18 protein-coding genes are annotated in these 19,205 nt (G+C 67.3%); all 18 read right to left on the reverse strand.

The genetic code is table 11. The annotated features are described in order from the left end of the window. Position 1: 1 nt before the first annotated feature. Positions 2–1,297, reverse strand: a complete 1,296-nt coding sequence (locus tag ACFVDI_RS05375; RefSeq protein WP_378901368.1) for an MlaD family protein — start codon at positions 1,295–1,297, stop codon at positions 2–4. Continuing rightward, the gene (locus ACFVDI_RS05380) at positions 1,297–2,550 is read right to left on the reverse strand and encodes an MlaD family protein (protein ID WP_378901371.1); all 1,254 of its coding nucleotides are present in this window, start codon (positions 2,548–2,550) and stop codon (positions 1,297–1,299) included. Before ACFVDI_RS05380 ends, ACFVDI_RS05375 begins: the two co-directional genes overlap by 1 nt. Next, positions 2,547–3,935, reverse strand: coding sequence for an MlaD family protein (locus ACFVDI_RS05385; protein WP_378901402.1), 1,389 nt, complete (start codon positions 3,933–3,935; stop codon positions 2,547–2,549). Before ACFVDI_RS05385 ends, ACFVDI_RS05380 begins: the two co-directional genes overlap by 4 nt. A gap of 59 nt (positions 3,936–3,994) precedes the next feature. Then, positions 3,995–5,296: an MlaD family protein gene (locus tag ACFVDI_RS05390; protein WP_179658611.1), complete on the reverse strand. Its 1,302-nt coding sequence runs from the start codon at positions 5,294–5,296 to the stop codon at positions 3,995–3,997. After that, positions 5,293–6,663: an MlaD family protein gene (locus tag ACFVDI_RS05395; RefSeq protein WP_179658612.1), complete on the reverse strand. Its 1,371-nt coding sequence runs from the start codon at positions 6,661–6,663 to the stop codon at positions 5,293–5,295. Before ACFVDI_RS05395 ends, ACFVDI_RS05390 begins: the two co-directional genes overlap by 4 nt. Then, a complete protein-coding gene (locus ACFVDI_RS05400) occupies positions 6,660–7,838 on the reverse strand; it encodes an MlaD family protein (RefSeq protein ID WP_246321484.1) in 1,179 nt (392 codons plus the stop codon). The genes ACFVDI_RS05395 and ACFVDI_RS05400 overlap by 4 nt, the downstream gene beginning before the upstream one ends. Positions 7,839–7,889: 51 nt before the next feature. After that, positions 7,890–8,732 (reverse strand): ABC transporter ATP-binding protein, encoded by an 843-nt coding sequence (locus ACFVDI_RS05405; protein ID WP_179658614.1) that lies wholly within the window; start codon positions 8,730–8,732, stop codon positions 7,890–7,892. A gap of 39 nt (positions 8,733–8,771) precedes the next feature. After that, positions 8,772–9,635 (reverse strand): ABC transporter permease, encoded by an 864-nt coding sequence (locus ACFVDI_RS05410; RefSeq protein WP_179658615.1) that lies wholly within the window; start codon positions 9,633–9,635, stop codon positions 8,772–8,774. 9 nt (positions 9,636–9,644) lie between these two features. Further along, on the reverse strand, positions 9,645–10,508 hold the full coding sequence (locus ACFVDI_RS05415; protein WP_246321485.1) for an ABC transporter permease: 864 nt from the start codon (positions 10,506–10,508) through the stop codon (positions 9,645–9,647). Next, the gene (locus ACFVDI_RS05420; RefSeq protein ID WP_008357912.1) at positions 10,508–11,026 is read right to left on the reverse strand and encodes a flavin reductase family protein; all 519 of its coding nucleotides are present in this window, start codon (positions 11,024–11,026) and stop codon (positions 10,508–10,510) included. The genes ACFVDI_RS05415 and ACFVDI_RS05420 overlap by 1 nt, the downstream gene beginning before the upstream one ends. Next, complete coding sequence (gene ribB, locus ACFVDI_RS05425) at positions 11,023–11,745, reverse strand: 3,4-dihydroxy-2-butanone-4-phosphate synthase (RefSeq protein ID WP_179658617.1); 723 nt, start codon at positions 11,743–11,745, stop codon at positions 11,023–11,025. Before ribB ends, ACFVDI_RS05420 begins: the two co-directional genes overlap by 4 nt. 27 nt (positions 11,746–11,772) lie before the next feature. Continuing rightward, positions 11,773–13,278 carry an aldehyde dehydrogenase family protein gene (locus tag ACFVDI_RS05430; protein WP_350716036.1) on the reverse strand — a complete coding sequence of 502 codons (1,506 nt, stop codon included), beginning with the start codon at positions 13,276–13,278 and terminating at the stop codon, positions 11,773–11,775. Between the two features lie 27 nt (positions 13,279–13,305). Beyond that, on the reverse strand, positions 13,306–14,862 hold the full coding sequence (locus ACFVDI_RS05435) for an AMP-binding protein (RefSeq protein ID WP_246321486.1): 1,557 nt from the start codon (positions 14,860–14,862) through the stop codon (positions 13,306–13,308). Between the two features lie 245 nt (positions 14,863–15,107). Continuing rightward, positions 15,108–15,593, reverse strand: coding sequence for a hypothetical protein (locus tag ACFVDI_RS05440; protein WP_179658619.1), 486 nt, complete (start codon positions 15,591–15,593; stop codon positions 15,108–15,110). 15 nt (positions 15,594–15,608) lie between these two features. After that, positions 15,609–16,070: a hypothetical protein gene (locus ACFVDI_RS05445; protein WP_179658620.1), complete on the reverse strand. Its 462-nt coding sequence runs from the start codon at positions 16,068–16,070 to the stop codon at positions 15,609–15,611. A gap of 236 nt (positions 16,071–16,306) precedes the next feature. Next, positions 16,307–17,542: an acyl-CoA dehydrogenase family protein gene (locus ACFVDI_RS05450; RefSeq protein ID WP_179658621.1), complete on the reverse strand. Its 1,236-nt coding sequence runs from the start codon at positions 17,540–17,542 to the stop codon at positions 16,307–16,309. Positions 17,543–17,589: 47 nt separating this feature from the next. Then, complete coding sequence (locus ACFVDI_RS05455) at positions 17,590–18,003, reverse strand: SCP2 sterol-binding domain-containing protein (protein ID WP_179658622.1); 414 nt, start codon at positions 18,001–18,003, stop codon at positions 17,590–17,592. A 167-nt stretch (positions 18,004–18,170) separates the two neighbouring features. Further along, a complete protein-coding gene (locus ACFVDI_RS05460) occupies positions 18,171–18,998 on the reverse strand; it encodes a hypothetical protein (RefSeq protein ID WP_246321487.1) in 828 nt (275 codons plus the stop codon). Positions 18,999–19,205: the final 207 nt, after the last annotated feature.

Below are 19,205 nucleotides of genomic sequence, written 5' to 3' on the forward strand. Positions count from 1 at the left end.
GTTACCGAACCTGCCTCTCGACGCGCGGGTAATCACCCTTGAAGGGCCCGGGCCTCGCGCCGGAGCCCGGCGCCGGGTAGGCGTTGGTGTAGTTGCCCAGCAGGTTGTTGGTCGAGAGCGGCAGCTGCGGCGAGTGGGTGTTCACCAGCGGGGTCAGCCGCAGGTAGTAGGAACCGTTCTCGTCGCGATAGTTGAGCACCGCGTTGAAGTTGGCGAAGTACGCGGCCAGCTCCGGTCCGTAGGGCTTGATGTAGGAGAGCATCGGGTTGACGTCCGCCAGCGTCGCCTGTGCGGTCGGGATGGTCGCCCGGACGTCGTTGGAGAACGTGGGCACCCGGTCGAGCGTCGCGGGCGCCTGGTCGAGGACGCCCGAAAGGGGTTCCAGCATCCCGCGCAGGTCCTTGGTGGTGGCGGGGAGCTCGCCCAGTGCTGTGGTGAGGCCTGGTCCTGCGGCACGCAGGTCCTTCGCGACCGGACCGAGCGCGACCGACAGGCTCACGAGCGAGTCGCTCGCGGTCTGCGTGGCAGCCAGCGTCTCTGGCGCCTCGCGGAGGGTGGCCTCGATCGCCCCGCGCTGACCCGCAGTCGCACCCGTGATCTGGTTGGCGTTGTCGACGAGGTCGGCGATCTGGCCCTCGCCGGTGTCGAGTGCCTGCAACACCTGCGATGTCTGCCGCGCGAGCTTGTCGAGGTCCTCGGACTGGGCAGCGATCGCGTCCAGAGCGGTGTGGCCCTCACGGCCGAGATCGCCCAGTCCGGTCATCAGCGTGTCGAGATCACCCTCCGCGCCGGACGTTCCAGCGCCCAGCGAGCGGAGCAGCTCCCTCATGTCGCCGCGCGATTCCTCGTCCAGGCTGGCGAGGACGTCACGCAGTTGCGCGCTGGGCCTCACCATGCCGGCGGGGAGCTCGGCGCCGGACGGGATCTCGGTGCCCTTGCCGGGGGTCAGGGCGAGGTAGGACTCGCCCACGAGCGAGCGTTCGGCGACCCGGAGCTCGGCTCCCTCGTGCAAGGGGGCGTACTCGTCGTCGAGCGCGAAGACGACCTCGGCCCCCTTGTCGCTCACCTCCACCGAACGCACCTGGCCGACCTTCACACCGGCGACCTGCACCTGTGAGGCCTGGACGAGGTTGTCGACGTCAGGGATCACGACCGTGGCGGTGTACTCCTCACTGTCGAGGACCGGACGCTTGGCACCTGTACCGCTGTACAGGATGAACATGATGATCGCGCAGACTCCGAAGAACACCGCGAGCGTCACCATGCGGCCCGTGCGCTGAAGTAGGAGGGTCTTCATCATCCTTCTCCTCTTCCCTGGTCAGGTGAATTGGGCAGTACGCCGGCACCCGGCAGCGGCACGATCAGGTGGCCACGGATGAGGCCGCCGTTGGCATCACCTGCACCGAAGACCGAGGAGGTGTTGTAGACGAATGCCTTCAGCGCGGTCAGGTAGTTCATGACCGTGCGCGTATCGTCGGGTAGCGGCGAGGTGATCTTCTCGATGTCGTGCAGCGACGTGGTCACATCTGCCACCAGCGGCCGCAGATCGGCCACGACCGGACGTGCCTTGTCGAGCACCGGCTTGGCGGCGTCGAGCGTCTTGCCGAGGTTCCCCACCGTCGATCGGAAGCGCTTCAGCGAGCCCGGAAGCGTGTCCGAAGCGCTGCGCAGGTTGTCGAGCGTCGGGTCGAGCTCCTCCGTCAGAGCCTGGGTGCTGTTCAACGCCGCGCGGAGGTCGCCTGTGAGGCCAGGCAACTCCTTGAGGCTCGCCCGCAGGGCTTGATCGCTGTCGGCGAGCACCGCGAGCGTCGCCTGCGTCGCGTCGGCGAGGCGTCCGATCCGCTCATCGTTGCGGCCGACCGCCGCGGAGATGTCCGAGAGCGCGCTGACCAACGCCGCGATCTTCTCGCGGCGGGTCCGCAGCGCCTCGGCGACCGGCTGCACGGCCTGAAGGGTGTCGTTGGTGGCGCCGAGGCCCTGCGGCAGGTTCTGGGGCGCCCGGGCCAGCGCCACATCGGATTCCACCAGCAGGTCCGTCAGCGCGAGCTGCGACCGCTCGTCGAGGTGCTCGAGGATCTCGTCGGCCTGCACCGGACGTGCGGTCTGGCTGACCGGGATGGCCTCGCCGTCCTGGAGCCTGCCCGCCGAGGGCGAACCCGGGTTGATCTCGACCTGCATCTCGTTGAGTGGGTTGTTGGGCCGCAGCACGGCACGGGCGTCACGGTAGACGTCGTACTCGCCCTCCAGCTTCATCGTGACCACGGCAGATCCACCGTCGCTCGCCTTCGCTGCGGTCACCTTGCCGACCCGCACGCCCGCCATGGTGACGGAGGTCTGAGCGCTCGGGTTCAGCCCAGGGACCTCGGCGAACTCGGCCTTGACGAGCGTGCTGTCGCTCCACGGCGTGGTGCCGCCCAGATACGACTTGATGATCGCGGCGGCCACCACGCCCAGCACCATCAGGACGGCCAGGGCCGTCACGTCTCGGCCAAGGCCGGGAACGGTCTTGATCCGCTCCCAGTACGCGGCCAGCCTGCCTTGCTCGTTCATCGCTCACTCCTGGGAACCAGTGGAAGGGTCAGTTCGGACGGGCCTTCGGGCGCTGACCCCAAGGCACCGTCGCTGTGTGACGGCGAGGAGCCGAGCGGAGGCGCCGGCTCTCCCTGGTTGGCGCCCTCCTGCGGTCCGGCGGGGAGCTGGTACCCCAGCAGCTCGAGGTACTGCTCGATCGAGTGGCCGATGATGCCGCCAGGAGTGCTCAGTCCGACGCCGGCCATCAGGCGACCGTGGGCACCGTTCTTGTCGTGGTACTTGAACACGTCGGCGGTGTCGGAAAGGAGGTAGCCGACCTCCTTGTAGAGCGGGTGGTCGTTGCCGCCTCCCTCGTAGACGCCGGTCCCGTGCCATGGAGACAGGACGGCCTTCTTCAGCGGCCCGTCGAGACGCTCGGCCACCGGTCCCTCGATGTCTTCGAGGACGGAGGTGGCGCGACTGACTCCGGGCCGCAGGTCCTCGACGAGGGGGCGAGCGTCGTGGGCCACGACACGCGCGTCCGCGATCACGGGCCGAGCCGTGACCAGCACACCGTCCAGCTCACGGAGGGTCGGCTCGAGCTCGCGCGCGGCAGGCCTGAAGTCCTCTGCAGTGGTCCGCAGCCGGTCGAGCGTCCCGTCGAGGTCAGCAAGACCTGCCTCGGTCACGCGCAGCGTCTCAGGCGCCTGGTCCAGAGTGCCGGCGATCGCCTTACGGTGGTCTGCGAGAGCAGTTGTCGTCACCGAGAGGTCGTCGATGATCGTGACGAGCTGACCTCGCTCGCGGGTCAACTCCGTCGCGGTGGCGTTGAGCCCAGTGACCAGACGCGTCAGATCCGTTGAGGGCTGGTTGCCTCGCAGCGCTCCGAGAACCTGGGAGGTGGGTTCCAAGGCGGCAGGAGCGCTGTCGAGCAGCTCCCCGACCTCGCGTTGGCCGCCGCGGTCGAGGGTCTTCTCCAGGCTGCCGACCGTGCCTCGCACCGACTCAGTGGCCTCCGGAGTCACGGCCGAGAGGACCTTGTCGAGCTCGACGGGGACGGTGGTCCGCTTCGCCGGGATGGTGGCGCCTTCCGCGGCAGCTCCGTCCTTGCCACCCTGGACCAGCTCGACGTAGTACTTGCCGCCGAGCACCAGCGTGGGCCGGATGTTGGCCTTCGGCTGCGTGCCCAGCTTGTCGAGGGTGCCGTCGTCGAGCTTCATGACGACCTTCGCGGCATTACCGTCGGCCTGCTCGACGCCGGTCACCTTGCCGACCTCGACGCCGGCGAGCTTGACCACACTCTCATGCGGAACCAGCTTGTAGTCCTGCCGGAACTCCGCGCTGAGCGGCTCCCCCGAGGCGAGCGTCGTCTGCACCTTCGCCCGGTTGAAGGCGAACAGCGAGAAGGCCAGGAGCACCGCCATGACGATCACGCCGACAGTCTTCGGCGATGACAGGACCAACTTCGGACGAGACGTTGTCATCAGTTCACTCCCAAGGGCAGGCCGGGAGGCGTGAGGCCTTCGGCACGGTCGTTCTGCGCCTCGCCCGGGCGCGGGTACATGTTCTGCGGCAGGCTGGCGTCGCCGGATGCGATCAGTCCGCCGGTGACGGTGTTGACCCCTGGCGTCAGTCCGAGCCGTGCGTAGCGGACACCGGGCTGCGGTCCTTGTGAGACGAAGCTCCGGCCACGGAGGAACAGCGTGGCCATCTCGGGGGCGTACGGGGCAAGCACACCCAGCGGCACCTTGAGGTCGGCCAAAGCCTGGCGCACCATCGGGGCCAGCGGGCGCGCATCCGCGACCGTCTGGGTGAGGTCCTCGACCGCCGGGATCGCCGTCTTCGCGACCGGTGGGACCTGTTTCGCCACGGGCACCGACTCACGCAGGAAGCCGCGGAGGTCGCGTTCCGAGCGGCCTAGTGCGTCGGCTCCGGGACGCAGGGACCTCATCGCGTGCCCCGTGTCCGCCAGCGGGGTCTGGAGGCTGCTCATCGCACGCTCGGTGTGCTCGAGCGTCTGCGGCAGCTGGTCCACCGTGCGGCGGAGCGGCTCTCCCGAGTCGACGCTCACGGCGGCGAGTGTCTCCTGGCTGCGGTCCATCAGCTGGCGCATCTCCGACTCCCGGCCACGAAGCCGACCGGAGACGGTTTCCACGTTGTCCAGGAGCCCGACCAGATCTGTCTCGGGGGCAGCGAGGGCGGCAGATACGGCGCCGAGGTCGCCCAGGAGATCGGGGGCAGCCGCGAGGAGATGCTGGATGTCCTTGGCATGCCCGGCGACTCCGCCGCCGAGCGCACGCAGGGTCGAGGTCGCCGCGCTCCGCGTCTTCGGATCGAGCACATCGAGCAGCTGATAGACGTCTGCGGAGTCATCCGTCTGGCTGGCCGGGATCGGCTCGTCACCGATCTCTCCCGCCTCGGGCGTGCCCGGATCGAGCGCGACGAACTTGGTGGCCAGCGCGGACAGGTCCCACAGCTCGACGTGGGCGTCGCGGTATACGTCGACGTCGCCGTCGAGTTCCATGGTCACCAGGGCGGCGCCGTCCTGGTAGTCGATCGAGCTCACCCGGCCGATCCGCTTGCTGAACTGACGCACAGCGTCATTGGCACGAAGCGAGTGCACGTTGGAGACCAGTGCCTGGACCTCGGTGGTCTTGGCGAATGGCATCCCAGTCTGAGCCTTGAACGTCACGAACAGGATGCCGGCCAGCACGACCAGGACAATCAGTCCGGCCTTGAAGGCGAGGGCACGTGTCCGGAACTCCGGAGTCACCTTGATGCTCACTGCAGACCTCCCAGGAACTGCTCCACGAGGCTGCTCTCCTGTTTCGAGGAGAGGCCGGTGGCACTGTCGTCATCGGTTGCGGCACCGCCGAGCAGCCCGCCGATCGCATCGTCCTCGGCCGCGCCCTCGCGCGGTTTCTGCTCGATCTCCGGCGCCGTCGGCACCGGCAGGCCGTGCGCGGTGTCATCGGGGACGACCGGCGCGATCCCCGCAGCCGTGTCACCGATCGAGTTGGGCGAGAGCGGCACCATCGCCTTGAAGTAGTGACTGATCGCGTCGTAGTCGCTCGTTGCCAGCGACCAGCCCTCGGCAAACTCCATGAGGTCGGTCAGGCTCTTACCGCTCAGCGCGGTGCCCATGAGCTGGGCTCCCGATCGTGAGGTCGGGACGAGGTCCTTGCCGGCGGGGCGCAGTGCGGACACGACGGGTGCTGCCTCGGCAAGCAGCTGGTCGGCGCGCTCCAGCACGGGCGGAAGCGATCCGAGTGCCGGGTCTGCTGCGTCGGCGAACTTCTGCAGCTCGCCGCTGACGTCATCGAGGTCGTCGGTGATCGGCCGCAGGGACTTCAGGGTGCGACGTGTCGGCTCGGCTGTGCCGGCGAGCTCGGCGAGGGCCGCTCGGGCGCTGCGCAAGGTCTGCGGCAACCGGGCCAGCGCAGCCTGGAGGGCGGCCCGTTCCGAGGCGACGATCTCGAGGGACTGGGTGGCCGAGTCGACGAGCTGGTCCAGCTGACGGCCTTCGTCGGCAGCCACGGAGGACGCGACCGGCTGGGTGTTGTCCACCAGTCGGGTCAGCAGGTCATTCTGGTCCTCGAGGATCTCCGCCAGGTCGCTCGTCTGCTTCATCGCGGGGGCGAGGGCCGCAAGCGCCTCGTCTGCCTGCTTCCCACGACCCTGCAGACCTTCGCCCGTTTCGGTGAGCAGCGCCGAGAGGGCCACCGATGTCGGCGTGTCCACGGCGTTGAGCACATCCTGGAGATCGACCACCCGGTCCGTGTTCTTCGTGGGGATCGTCATCGCCGACATCAACGGTGCGTCCGGGCTGCCTCGGTGGAGCCGGATGAACCGCTCTCCAAGCAGGTCCTGGGTGGTGATGGTCGCCTTGGCGTCCTCGTGGAGCGGCAGGACGCTGCGGTCGATGCGCATCTTGACCTGAGCCTTCCCGTCGCGGAGCTCGACATCGGTGATCTTTCCGACGTCCACGCCGGAGGCCTTGACGACGTTGCCCGGCACAAGCGGACTGGCATCGTCGAACACGGCGACCAGCTCGGCCTGGTCATCATTTCCGCCTCGGCCCATCAGTACGAACCCGAGAACGGCGACCAGGCCCAGCGCCGTGATCACGGCGATCAAGGTCTTCTTCGTCATTTGATCTCACTCCCATTCGCGTCGGTCCAGGGCTGGCCCTCGGGCTGCCCCGGCGGCGGGGCGGGGTTCTGGCGGGCCGTCGGCAAGGGCACGGGGCTCTCGTTGACCAAGTTGGTGCCTGGGCCGAGCAGGCCTGCCCATGTGTGCCCCGCCCCGTCGTACGGGGCGAATGCCTGGCCCCAGTTGCCGACGCCACCGACGCCTTCTGGGGTGTAGGGACGCAGGAACGCGATCGCAGGTCCGACGTCGTCCACGAAGTTGTTGAGGGTGGGCACGACCTGGTGACTCGTATCGAGCAACCCTGGGGTCTGCGCGAGAAGCTCGTCTGCATCCGAGAGCAACGGGCGCAGCTCGGCCACCGTCGGCCGCAGGTCGACCAGCGTCGGTGCCAGGTTTGCGCTGACGCTCGGAAGCAGCTGCGTGGAGGGACGCAGGTCCTCGAGCAGGTCCACGGTCGGCTCGGTCGCGCCGGGCACCTTGCGGAGGGTGCCCTGCGCAGTCTGGAGGACTCGTGGAAGGCGCCCCAGGGTCTCGTTGAGCTCCTTCTCCTCGCGCGCGGTCGCCTCGGAGATCTCGTTGAGCTGCTGCACCGTGTTCGCGATGCCGTCCTTGCGTGAGGCGGCCGCGCCGGTGAGCTCGCTGAGCTGTGTGACGAGGGCCCGGATGGCGGGGCCGTCCTGGCCGACTGCCTGGAGCACCTCCCCGAGCGCGCCGACGGCTGCCGAGGCGCCCCGGATCGTGTCACGCGTCTCGTCCTCTCGACCGCCCGCGGTGTCGTTAAGCTGACCGATGAGCGTCGTGAGGCGCTTCCTGGTCGGTTCGTCGAGCGCCTGCAGCACCTGGTCGACCTCGACCTGTCGCGAGGTGCCCTCGACGAGAGCTCCTTCCGGGAGCGCGGCATTCTTCGTCGGTCCGGGATAGATCGTCAGGACTCGCTCGCCCACCGCCGAGACCCACTCGACCCGAGTGGTGCTCCCGTCATGGAGCGGCGCGAAGTCCTCGTCGACGGACACCGTGACGATCGCCTTCCCGTTCTTGACGTCCAGGGCGGTGATCTTCCCGGCGTCATGCCCGTTGATCCACACCGAGCTCCGCTCGGACAGCTGAGCCGCCGAGGGCATCACCAGGTCGACCTCGTAGTCGTCCCCACCCATCGTGGCCAGGCCGCCAACCAAGACTGCCCCTACACCTGCCAGGGCCAGCCATCGCATTCGTCGCATCGTCGTTCAGTCCATTCCGAGGGGGCCGACGGAGTCTCCGGACAGGAACTGCCGCACGAAGGGCATGTCCGAGTTGAAGGCCTCCTCCGTCTCGCCGTAGTGAATGAGCTTTCCTTGCCAGACCACGCCCACGTAGTCACTGACCTTGCGGGCGGTCCGGATGTCGTGGGTCACGAGCACGTAGGTTCCACCGTGCTCGGCGTGCATCTTGAGGATCAGGTCGTTGAGCAGGCTGGTGCGCACCGGGTCGAGGCCGGAGTCGGGCTCGTCGAACATCACGACACTCGGGTTGAGGACCAGGGCGCGTGCGAAGCCGGCACGCTTCTTCATTCCGCCAGACACCTCGCCGGGGAACTTCGTGACTGCCCGGGCGAGTCCCACCTCGTCCAGGTGACCCATCACGATCTTGCGGATCTCCGACTCGCGCTTGGTGGTGTGCTTGCGCAGCGGGAACGCGACGTTGTCGTAGATGTTCATGGAGCCGAAGAGCGCGCCGTCCTGGAACAGGATTCCCATCCGCTTGCGGATCTCCTGCCGCTCCTTCGCGTTGATGCTCCACATGTCCTGCCCCAGCACCTCCACCACCCCGGAGTCAGGCTCGAGCAGGCCGACGATGTGCTTGAGCAGCACGCTCTTGCCCGTGCCCGAGGGACCCAGAACCGTGGTGATCGCGTCGTCGACGAAGTTCAGGTTGAGCCCGGTGAGGACGTCGAAGGAGCCGAACGACTTCTTGACCTCCTTGATCCGGACGCTGTGGTCCAGGTTGGGGTCGTGGTCGACGATGACGCCCTGAGAGTAGATCTCCTCGTACGAGCGGTCCTCGTCGAGGCTGGCGGTGTGAGAGGACATGCGGGTTTCCTTTCGGTGGAGTCCGAACCAGACGTGCCGTCAGAAGCTGATCGGTGCTCGTGTCAAGGCGCCGAAGAAGAGCTGTTGGAAGACCGCGCCGAGCACGCTGACGATGACGAGGTTGATCACCATCGACTTTGCGGTGGCCTTGCCGACCCCCACGGGGCCGCCGCTCGCGTTGAAGCCGTAGTAGCAACCGACCAGGACGATGAGGAGGCCCATGATCGTGCCCTGAAGCAGTGAGAGCAGGAGGTCCTGCTGGGTCGTGAACGACCAGAACACCGACAGATAGCCGCCACCAGAAACGCTGTGGAACAGGTAGACGTTCATGTAGTAGCCCAGGATGTACATCAGGCCGGTGCCGGTGACGAACATGAACGGCGTGACGATGATCATCGCGAGCACCCGAGTGTTGACGAGATACGCCCGGGAGTCGAGTCCCATGACGTCGAGGGCGTCGATCTCTTCGCTGATCCGCATGGAGCCGAGCTCCGCGACCAGGCCGCACGCGACCTTGGCCGAGAGGATCCACCCCCACATCTCCGGAGCGACGGTGTAGTCGCCGGTCGAACTGAACACGGCGGTGTAGCCGCCAGCGCCGAGCTGGGCGAGCAGGTAGTGCGCCTCCAAGGCGATCTCCGCGGCGAGCATGCACATCATGAACCAGATGATGAACGTGCTCTTGAGGATGATGATCCCGGCCTGGCGCAGCACCTCCGTGCCGTAGTGCCGGACGTCCGGCATCGACTTGACGATCTGGATGCCGAACAGCGCGATGCCACCGAGATCGGCGATCAGCGAGCTTCCGTCGCTGTAGCCACCCATGCCACCCGAGCTGTTGACGCTGAGCTCTGGGCCCTCGTCCTCATCGGTGGTGGGGTTCGTGACGTGCGTCGTGGTCATGTTCTTCCCCTACCTGCTGATCAGCATCTCGGGGTTGAGCCCGAGCATGGTGGCGTTGACGATGAAGTTGACGACCCAGACGGCGGCGAACGAGAGGACGACCGCCTCGTTGACCGCTCGGCCGACGCCCTCGGCCCCACCCTTGGCGTTGAGCCCCTTCTGCGCGGAGACCACGCCGATGAAGAGGCCGATCAGCGTGCACTTGACCGTGGTGCCGACGAGCTCGGGCACCGTCATGGAGCCCAGCAGGTTGCCCAGGAAGGCGCCGGGAGACGTGGTGCCGAGCCAGGTCGCGGAGATCATCGCCATGCTCATGCCGAGGAGGCTGCCGACGATGTTGAAGGCGACCATCATCACGGTGATCGCGATGACGCGCGGCAGCACCAGGGTGCGGATGGCGTCGATGCCGAGGACGGTGAAGGCGTCGAGCTCTTCGCGGATCTTCCGGGCGCCGAGGTCGGCCGTCATCGCAGTGCCCATGACGCCCGCGACGGCCATGCCGGTCGCGAAGGGCGAGATCTCACGGAGGCTGGCGAAGACGAAGTAGGTCCCGAGCCGGTTGCCGGCGCCGAGGAGGCCGACCAGGTCGTAGGCGTAGTTGGCGATCAGGAACGAGAATCCGCCCACGGCCAGCGTGACCGGGAGCCAGCAGAACTGCAGCATGTAGAACATCTCGTCGCGGGTCGCGGTCCAGTAGCCCCGGGGCTCCTTGACCGCGGTCTTCACGAGATAGCCGAGCAGCCTGCCCGCCTCGCCCATGTCGACGAGGATGCGTTGCACGCCCGCCGGGGCTCGGTGCATCATCCGGCCCGATGGCGTCAGCGGCCGCTGTGGTTGCTCAGCCGCCGGGGGCGGCTGGGTGTCGAGGGCCATCAGAAGGCCCCCTGCATCGGAAAGTGGTCCAGGTGCCGGAACTCACGCTGGAAGTAGAGGAGGGCCGGCCGGTCATCCACATCGATGTCGAGCACCTTGGCGACGAGGATGGTGTGGTCACCTCCGTCGTACCGCTGGTGTGCCTCGCACTCGATGAGCACGGCTGCATCGACCAGTACGGGAACACCGCGGTGGTCGGGCACGAACTCGCCGCCGGCGAACTTGTCCACCCCCTTGGTCGCGAACCGGGTCACGAGGTCGACGTGGGCAGCACCCGCGACCTGGATCGACCACTGGTCGTTGTCGATGAAGGCGTCGTGGCACTGCGCGGTCTTGGCGAGGCAGACCAGCACCAAGGGCGGGTCGAGCGAGACGGAGCAGAACGAGCTCGCCGCGAATCCGCGCGGCTCGCCGTCCGGGCCGGCCGTCGTCATCATGGTGACGCCGCTGGGAAAGGCCGACATGGCCGCACGGAACTTCTGATCGACGTTCGTCGGGGGGGTCACGGTGCTGGTCATGATGCTCTCCGTTCCGGCGCGCAGTTGGCGCCGAGGTCATGGTCGAGTCGGGATCCTGAGCGGTTGGTCACGGCGTGGAACTCGCCGTGCAGGGTCGACATGCGAACCCGCACGACGTCGGCGACCGAGAGAAGCACCAGGCCGTGGTCGCCCGCGAAGCGCACCAGGTCCGGCATCCGCGCCATGGTGCCGTCGTCGTTGGTGATCTCGGCGAGGACTCCGGCCGGCTGCAGGTCTGCGAGCCGGCACAGGTCGACCGCGGCCTCCGTGTGCCCTGCCCGCTGGAGGACTCCCCCGGGACGCGCCCGAAGCGGGAACACATGTCCCGGCCTGGTGAACAGATCGCCCCCGAACCGGGAGTCGGCAAGGGCGCGCGCGGTGGCCGCCCGGTCCAGGGCGGAGATGCCCGTCGAGGCCGGGTTCGCAAGGTCCACGGATACCGTGAACGCGGTCCCGCGTGGGTCGCTCGCGGCCTCGACCATGGCCGGCAGGCCGAGCTGATCGAGCCGGCTGCCGGCCATGCCGACGCACACCAGGCCACTGGTGTGACGGATCACGAAGGCCATCGACTCCGCCGTCATGTGCTCGGCGGCGAAGATCAGGTCGCCCTCGTTCTCGCGGTCCTCGTCATCGAAGACGACGACCCCCCGACCGAGAAGCAGCTCACGGCAAGCCGCCTCGACGAGGTCTTTGCTGCTCGCTGACACGTGCTGGCGCATGACTGCTCCTCGGTCAGAGTTGCGCGGTCAGGCGGGGGTGCCGAGGACGAGGCCGTACGCCTTGTTCTCGACGCCGCCCGAGCGGTCGACGGAGATGTACTTCTGCTCCGTGTACTGGTCCAGGGCGTTGGGGCCACCCTCGCGACCGAGGCCGCTCTGCTTGTAGCCGCCGAAGGGGTACGCCGGGTGGAGGACATGCCAGTCGTTGACGTAGACCATGCCGGCCTCCAGCTGGCGGGCAACGTCGAGGACGCGCGCCTCGTCGGTGCCCCAGACACCCGCGGACAGGCCGTACTCGGTGTCGTTGGCGATCGCCACGGCCTCCTCGACGGTCTCGTAGCTGAGAACACTGAGGACCGGTCCGAAGACCTCCTCGCAGGCGACCGTCATCTCGGGAGTGACGTCGGTGAGGATGGTCGGCTCGACGAAGTAGCCGTTGGCGAACTCGTCGCCAGCCGGGGCGGACCCGCCGATGGCGACCTTGGCGCCCTGCGTCTGGGCCTTGGCGATGTGTGCGAGCACCCGGTCACGCTGCTCGGCGGTGATCAGCGGACCGATGTCGGTGGCGAGCTCGAGCGGGTCGCCGATCTTCATCGTGGCCACCCGGGCGACCAGCCGCTCGACGATCTCGTCCTTGCGCTCGCTCGGGACGAGCAGTCGGGTGCCGGCCTCGCAGGCTTCACCGTTGTTCGCCATGCAGGCGTAGATGGCGCCGTCGATGGCAACATCGAGGTCGGCGTCGTCGAGCAGGATGTTCGGGCCCTTGCCACCGAGCTCGAGGGTGACCCGCTTCATGTTGTCGGCGGAGGCGCCGAGGATGCTCTTGCCGACCTCGGTGGAGCCGGTGAAGCCGACCTTGCGGACGTCGGGGTGCTGGCTGAGGCGGGCGCCGGCGTCGTGGCCGTCGCCGACCACCACGGTGAGGACGCCCTTCGGCAGGCCTGCGGCCTCGAACTCCTTCATGAGCTCGAGCGCGAGCAACGGCGCGTGCTCGTCCGGTTTGAGGACCACGGTGTTGCCGGCGGCCAGCGCTGGGGTGACCTTCCAGACGATCGTCAGCAGCGGGATGTTCCAGGGCACGATCGCGCCGACGACGCCGAGCGGCTCGCGGCGGAGGATGCCCTCAGCCGGGACCGGGCCGATCTCCGGGCCGGCCTTCTCGAACTCGTACTCGAGGGTCTGGGCGGCGACGGACTGCATGTTGGCGATCGAGAGGCCGACATGCAGCGCGCCGGTGACGCGGATGGTCGCGCCGTTCTCTCTGCTCTGCAGGGCGGCCAGCTCCTCGATGCGACCGGCCAGGCTTGCGGCGACCGTGTTGATGATCGCGGCACGCTCGGCCGGCGGCGTGTTGCGCCAGACACCGCTCTTGTCGGCGGCCTTCGCCGCGGCGACCGCCGCGTCGATCTCGGCAGCGCCACCCTTCGCCACGGTGGCCACGAGCTCGCCCGTCGCGGGGCTGCGCACCTCGAGGGTCTCGTCGGTCTCGACGATGTCGCCGTTGATCTGGAGGGGGTAGTGCGGAACGCTCATCGGATACTCCTGTTGGTGGTGGTTGTCTCAGCCGACCTGGCGGTCGCGGCCCTGCCAGAAGGGAGCCCGCAGGGTCTTCTTGTCGACCTTGCCGGCGGGGTTGACGGGCAGCTCGTCGAGGAAGTCGACGGTCTTGGGCGCCGAGACCGGCCCCAGGGCCGCCTTCACCCGAGCCTTCAGCCGCGCCACCAGCTCGTCGCCGGCGGTGCTGCGGTCCTTGACGACGACGAAGGCGTGCACCGCCTCGCCCCACTTTTCGTGCGGGATGCCGACGACGGCGACCTGTGCGACGTCGGCGTCCTCGAGGAGCACGTCCTCGACCTGGCGCGGGAAGACGTTGAACCCGCCGCTGACGACCATGTCCTTCTTGCGGTCGACCAGGTAGAGGAAGCCGTCGTCGTCGAGCCGGCCGATGTCGCCTGTGTGCACCCAGCCGCCACGGAGCGCCTCGGCGTTGCGCGACGCGTCGACGTACCCGAGCATCTGGCCGAGCTGCTTGGAGCAGATCTCGCCGATCTCGCCGACCGGGAGGACGTTGTCCTCCTCGTCCTGGATGGTGACCTGGGTGAACGGCAGCGGACGGCCGCCGGATGCCAGTCGCCTGACGTCCTCGTCGGTGTCGACCCGGTGGTCGGTCTTGCGCAGGCAGGACACGTATCCGGGCTCGGTGCCGGCGTAGGTCTGGATGAAGATCGGGCCGAAGACCTCGAGCGCGTCCTTGAGGCGGTCGGGGGCGATGGGCGAACCCGCGTAGATCATCGTCTGCAGCGAGGAGAGGTCGTAGGAGTCACGCTTCGGGTGGTCCACCAGCATGTAGATGATCGTCGGAACGACCGCGGTCGCCGTGACCTTCTCGCGCTCGACGGCGGAGAGGAGCGTCTCGACCTCGAGCCCCGGCAGCATCACGTTGGTGCCTCCCCGCAGGAACGTCGGGTGGACGAAGATCTGGGTGAAGTGGGTCAGCGGGGCGCCGTGCGCGAAGACCTCCCCCTGCTGGATGTCACCGATCTCGAGGCCGGCGGTGATGCTGTAGTGACACCAGGTGAAGTGGGACTGGACGACGCCCTTGGGCTCGCCGGTGCTGCCGGAGGTGAAGAGCACGTACGCCTCGTCGTGCTCGTCCAGCGCGACGTCAGGCCGCTCGGTCGGCTGGCCGGAGACCAGGGCCTCGAACGCGTGGTCAGCGGAGGATTCGACGTCGCCGCCGACGCGGATGAAGCGACCAAGCTTCGGCAGCTCGGCCCGCATCTCCTCGACCACGGCGTCGAACGAGGAGTGGTAGATCAGCGTGGTGGCCTCGGTCTGGTCGAGGTTGGCGCGGTGGACGGCGGCTGCCGCCCGACCGGGCATCTGCACGAGGACCGCGCCGGCCTTCCAGATGCCGTGCTGGCTCGGGATGAACTCCAACGTGTTGGGGAGCAGCAGCCCGACGCGCTCACCCTTCCGCACGCCGAGGGAGACCAGTGCGTTGGCGATCTGGTTGGACCAGTCGCGCAGCTCGCCGTAGGTGATCCGCCGGTCTCCGTCGACGACGGCGACGGAGTTCGTGTAGTACCCGCATGCCCTGTCCAGGACGTCTGGCATCGTGCCCCACATGGCCCCTGCTCTCTGCTGCATTGTCGCTACTGGTGTTGGTCGCGCGGTGGTGACCAGGTGCTCTTTGCCGGCCACCACCGCGGTCCTCCGAACCTAGATCTGGCGGTGTGACGTGGGCGACACCTCAGGGGAGGAACAGGCCCCTCCCATGGGGTGACCCACTTCACAGAGCGGAAAAATGACTCGTGGCCGGAGACCTGTCGGTCTCCGGCCACGTGGGGGTCGCGCGTAGGTCAGCCCAGCGAAGCCGGGTCGAACCCTTCCTCCCAGTAGTGCGGCGTGATCAGCGCGACGCCGAGCTCCTGGAAGACGGGCACCTCAGCGACGAAACTGGACTCCATCTCGATCTTCCCGTTCGCGTCGAAGTCGAGGAACGCCGATCCCTTGGTCCGGAGCGTCTTGCCGTTGGTCGGCAGGCCGCAGTAGCTGTCGGCGCCCTTGAGTTCCCAGTCGAAGTGGATGAGCATGTGGCCGTTGCCCGGGAGTACGTCCGTGACCGTGAACTTGTGGACCCCGGCACCACTCGTCTCGTCGCTGTTCACGTATCGCGCCATGCCCTCCGCGAACTCAGCGTCGGTCGTGATGGTGTCGAGCTCGTGGTCCTCGACCTTACGGCTGTCGATGGCGAAGTGCCTCGAGGCGGCGTACAGCTCGCGGTGCGCGTCCAGGTCGGTGGTGCGGGTCTCCGCCCAGCGCTTCGCGTATTCGATGTCGGTCATGTCTGTTCTCCTAAATCAGGCCGGGACGGCGGTCTTACCGAGCGGGCGGGGGTTGTCGGCGCCGGGGTACCCGATCTGCTCGAGGATTGTCGAGATCTCCCACCAGGACGACTCGCGGACGATCAGACCGTCATCGTTGTACTGGTGGAAGGTGTGGCCCTGGCACACGAACGGCTTGTTGGCGACGTCAAGGCCGATGAAGTTCGTGCAGTCCTCCGGGCCCCACTCCCAACGGATGAGACCGCTCTTGTGGTCACCCCAGTAGCCGCGGATCCGGAAGTTGTGCACGCCCAGGCCGTTGGTGCGGTCCTTGTTGGCGTACAGGTCGAAGATCCGCCCGAGGTCGCCCTTGTCAGTGATCCCGAACTGGTCGAGGATCGGGTCCTCGAAGACGAAGTCGTCCGCGTACAGCGCGGTGATCACCTCAGAGCTCTCGCGGAATGCCTTCAGCCACTTGATGGCGAACGCGTAGTTCATTGATCTCTCCTCCATTGGGACTTCTCGAAGAGGTTCGACATTCTGCGCGCCGCAACCCCACTTATGAAGGTATGAGCAGGGAGTGACGTACGCCTCACACCACGGGATGATCAGCACTGCCCGTAGGAGTGGACAGCTGGGGTCACGGTGCCGATCTGAAAGCTGCTTCGGAGACCCGAAATCGACGTCGGCCCGCCCCCGGACAGGGGCAGGCCGACGTCGGCTGTGCGGTGAGATCAGTCGTCGAGCTCCTCCGGGGCGAGCAGGTTCTCCCCGATGTAGGTGCGGGACTGGTCTGCGTTCAGCGGCTGGAACATCGAGGCGGCCGAGTCGCGGTAGAGGCGCTCGAAGATGGCACCCTTCTTGAACGACGACCCGCCGACCATACTCATCGCGTGCTTGCTCATGTGCATGACATTCTCGGCGATGAACGTCTTGGCCAGACCGATGTACGGGAAGCGCAGCTCGATCGGCCAGTTGTCGTCATAACCCTCCGAGACCTCGGTGCAGGTGCGGTAGAGCACACGACGGGAGAGTTCGTAGCGTGAGGCCATGTCGCCGATGCCGTCGATGATGTGTCCCACACCGGAGACCTTGACGTCCGATGCGACGACCGCGCCGAACACGGCGCCCAGGGTCTTCTTGGAGAGGACCGCACGCGACTCCTCGAGGATGCGCGCCTGCATGCCCAGGTAGATGCTGGCGAACATCAGCGACGCCCACTCGAGGACGCCGAAGGCACCCGAACGCCATTCGCAGATGAAACCGTCCTCGGGCACGTAGTAGCCGTCGAAGACGATGGTCTGGGTGCCGGTGGCATGCATGCCCAGCGCGTTCCAGGTCTTCTCGATACGGACGCCATCGCCCTGGCCGTTCTCGTCGACCTTGAAGTCGCCGATGAAGAACGACTCGGCGTTGACCCGCTCCTCGAAGTCCTCGGGCAGGTTGCCCTCGGCGTCGGTGATCGTCGCGTTGGTCGTCACGATGTCGGAGGCTTCGCAGAGCGTGCCCCACACCTTCTTGCCGTAGAGCTTCCAGCCACCCTCGGGCTGCGGGACAGCCTTCATGTCAGCGAGGCCGCTGAAGCCGGCGCGCTGCTCGGAGAACGGGCCGAACATGATGTCGCCGTCGACCACGCGTCCCAGCCAGTGCTTCTTCTGGGTCTCGCTCATCAGGCTCATGGTGATGCCGACCATGATGTAGTGCATGTTGTAGGAGAGGGTGATGGCCGAGTCGCCCCGGGAGAGCTCGCTCACCACGCGCGACGTGTCGAGCAGGTCGCCGCCCAGGCCGCCGTACTCCTTCGGAACGGACAGCGCTCCTAGCCCGCTCTTCTTGAAGGCCGCGATCGAGGGGAATGCGAACGTGTTCTCCTCGTCGTACTTCGGGCCGATCTCACGGAAGAACTGCGAGAGCTCCTGCGCCTTGGCGAAGGCGCCCTCGAACTCGTCCTCGGTCATCTTGTCAGTCATGTTGGCTCCTGCTCGTGTCATTGCCGGGAGGGTGGAAGGACCGGCCGTCAGTCGACGAGCAGGTCGGTGCGGCCGGCCTCGGCGAGGATGGCCTTGTACGTCTCGAAGATCGGGTCGGTCAGCGGAAGCAGCGCGAGCGCCGTGGTCCGTTTGCCCTCGAGCCTGACCTTGCGCTGCGCCATGGCGAGGGTGAAGTTGAGCCTGCCCTGCCAGAACTTGTTGGCGTTGTCGGAGCTCATCCGGAGCTGGACCGTGGAGGCTGCCGCCTTCGCCGCATCCCCGGTCAGGACCTTCTGCCCCGGGAAGTCGACCAGGACATGGGCCTCGGGGTCGGTCTGCTGGATCAGGACGACGAGATTGCCGTCCTTGGTGGCTTCGACGAACTTCGGCTCGACGACGCAAGCCTCCATGGCCTTGCCGATGAAGGCGTAGACCTCGTCAGCATCCTTGAACGTACTCAACTGTGTACCTCCTGATCGGGCCCACTGGGCGGACGGGGGCCGGATACCGGCCTCGTTCAAACGTAGGTTCCGCCGCCCTCCGGGGCGTCCTCCCGTAGTGGGGGGTTGACCGTCCGACGGGGTGTTCTTGCTCGCCGTGACCTGCAGAATCGTGCGTCAGGCCCGGGTCAGGCCCGCACCGACGATGCCGGCTCCGGAGCGACCTCCGGCTCGCCGGAGCCGATCGGGTCGGGCAGGAACCTCGTCAGGCCGTTCACGACCGCCGCGCACATCGCGATGGTCAGGAACGTGGCGGCCCAGACGAGGCCGCGCGAGAACTCGGCCCCATCGAGGTGCAGCGCGATGATGATCGGCGCACCGATCCCGAAGTTGGCCGCGAAGAAGGTCATCGGGAAGACGATGAACAGGCTGGTGAGCCCCCACGCGGACTCGACCCGGCGCCAGATGTGCACCGCGACGATCGTGAAGAGCACGACCTGGGTGCCCTCGAGGACGCCGATCACCAGGGGGTAGTTCCAGATCCGAAGCTCGTACGGGCCGTAGTAGGTGTAGACGTCGGTGCCGGTGCCGATGACCTCGAAGACGCACGAGGCGGCGATCTCGGCGGCCCAGATGACGAACAGCCCCTTGCCACCCAGCCTGCCTTGGTAGATCCGACGGCCGGCATAGAGGCAGGCGCTGGCGTAGAGGATGACGTAGCCGCTGTGCGACCAGTTCGGCTGCACCACACCGAACGCCGTGAAGTGCGACCACATCGCGCCGGGCTCCCCGTTGTGGGCGTCGTAGAACCAGAGGTCGAAGGCCACGTCGTAGAGGGGCTCGGCGTAGGCGGCAACGCCCGCAGCGAGACACGCGATCAGGTAGAACGGCGTGCGCTGTCGCACCCACATCGTCACGGCGATGGCGAGCATCACCGCCACGATCGCCCAGCTCGCCCAGGTGAAGATCTGTTGCCACACCAGGCTCAGCTCGTGGTTGATGACATCATCTGGCATTCGACCCATCGTTTCGCTCCTGTCACAGGCTGTCGACGCGACCGGACGGGCCGCGTCACGCGTCCTGACGCTAGATGTGTTGCCTGGGCGTGACCTTCCCTCCACAGGGGTGAACTCGCCATCCCTCGGAGTGGAGTCATGGCGGACTTCATTGACCTCGTCAGACAGGTCCGCTCTATTGGTCGGACGTCCTGGGAGATGTCCAAG

This window comes from Nocardioides sp. NPDC057767, from assembly GCF_042798275.1.
Classification (GTDB): Bacteria; Actinomycetota; Actinomycetes; order Propionibacteriales; family Nocardioidaceae; genus Nocardioides.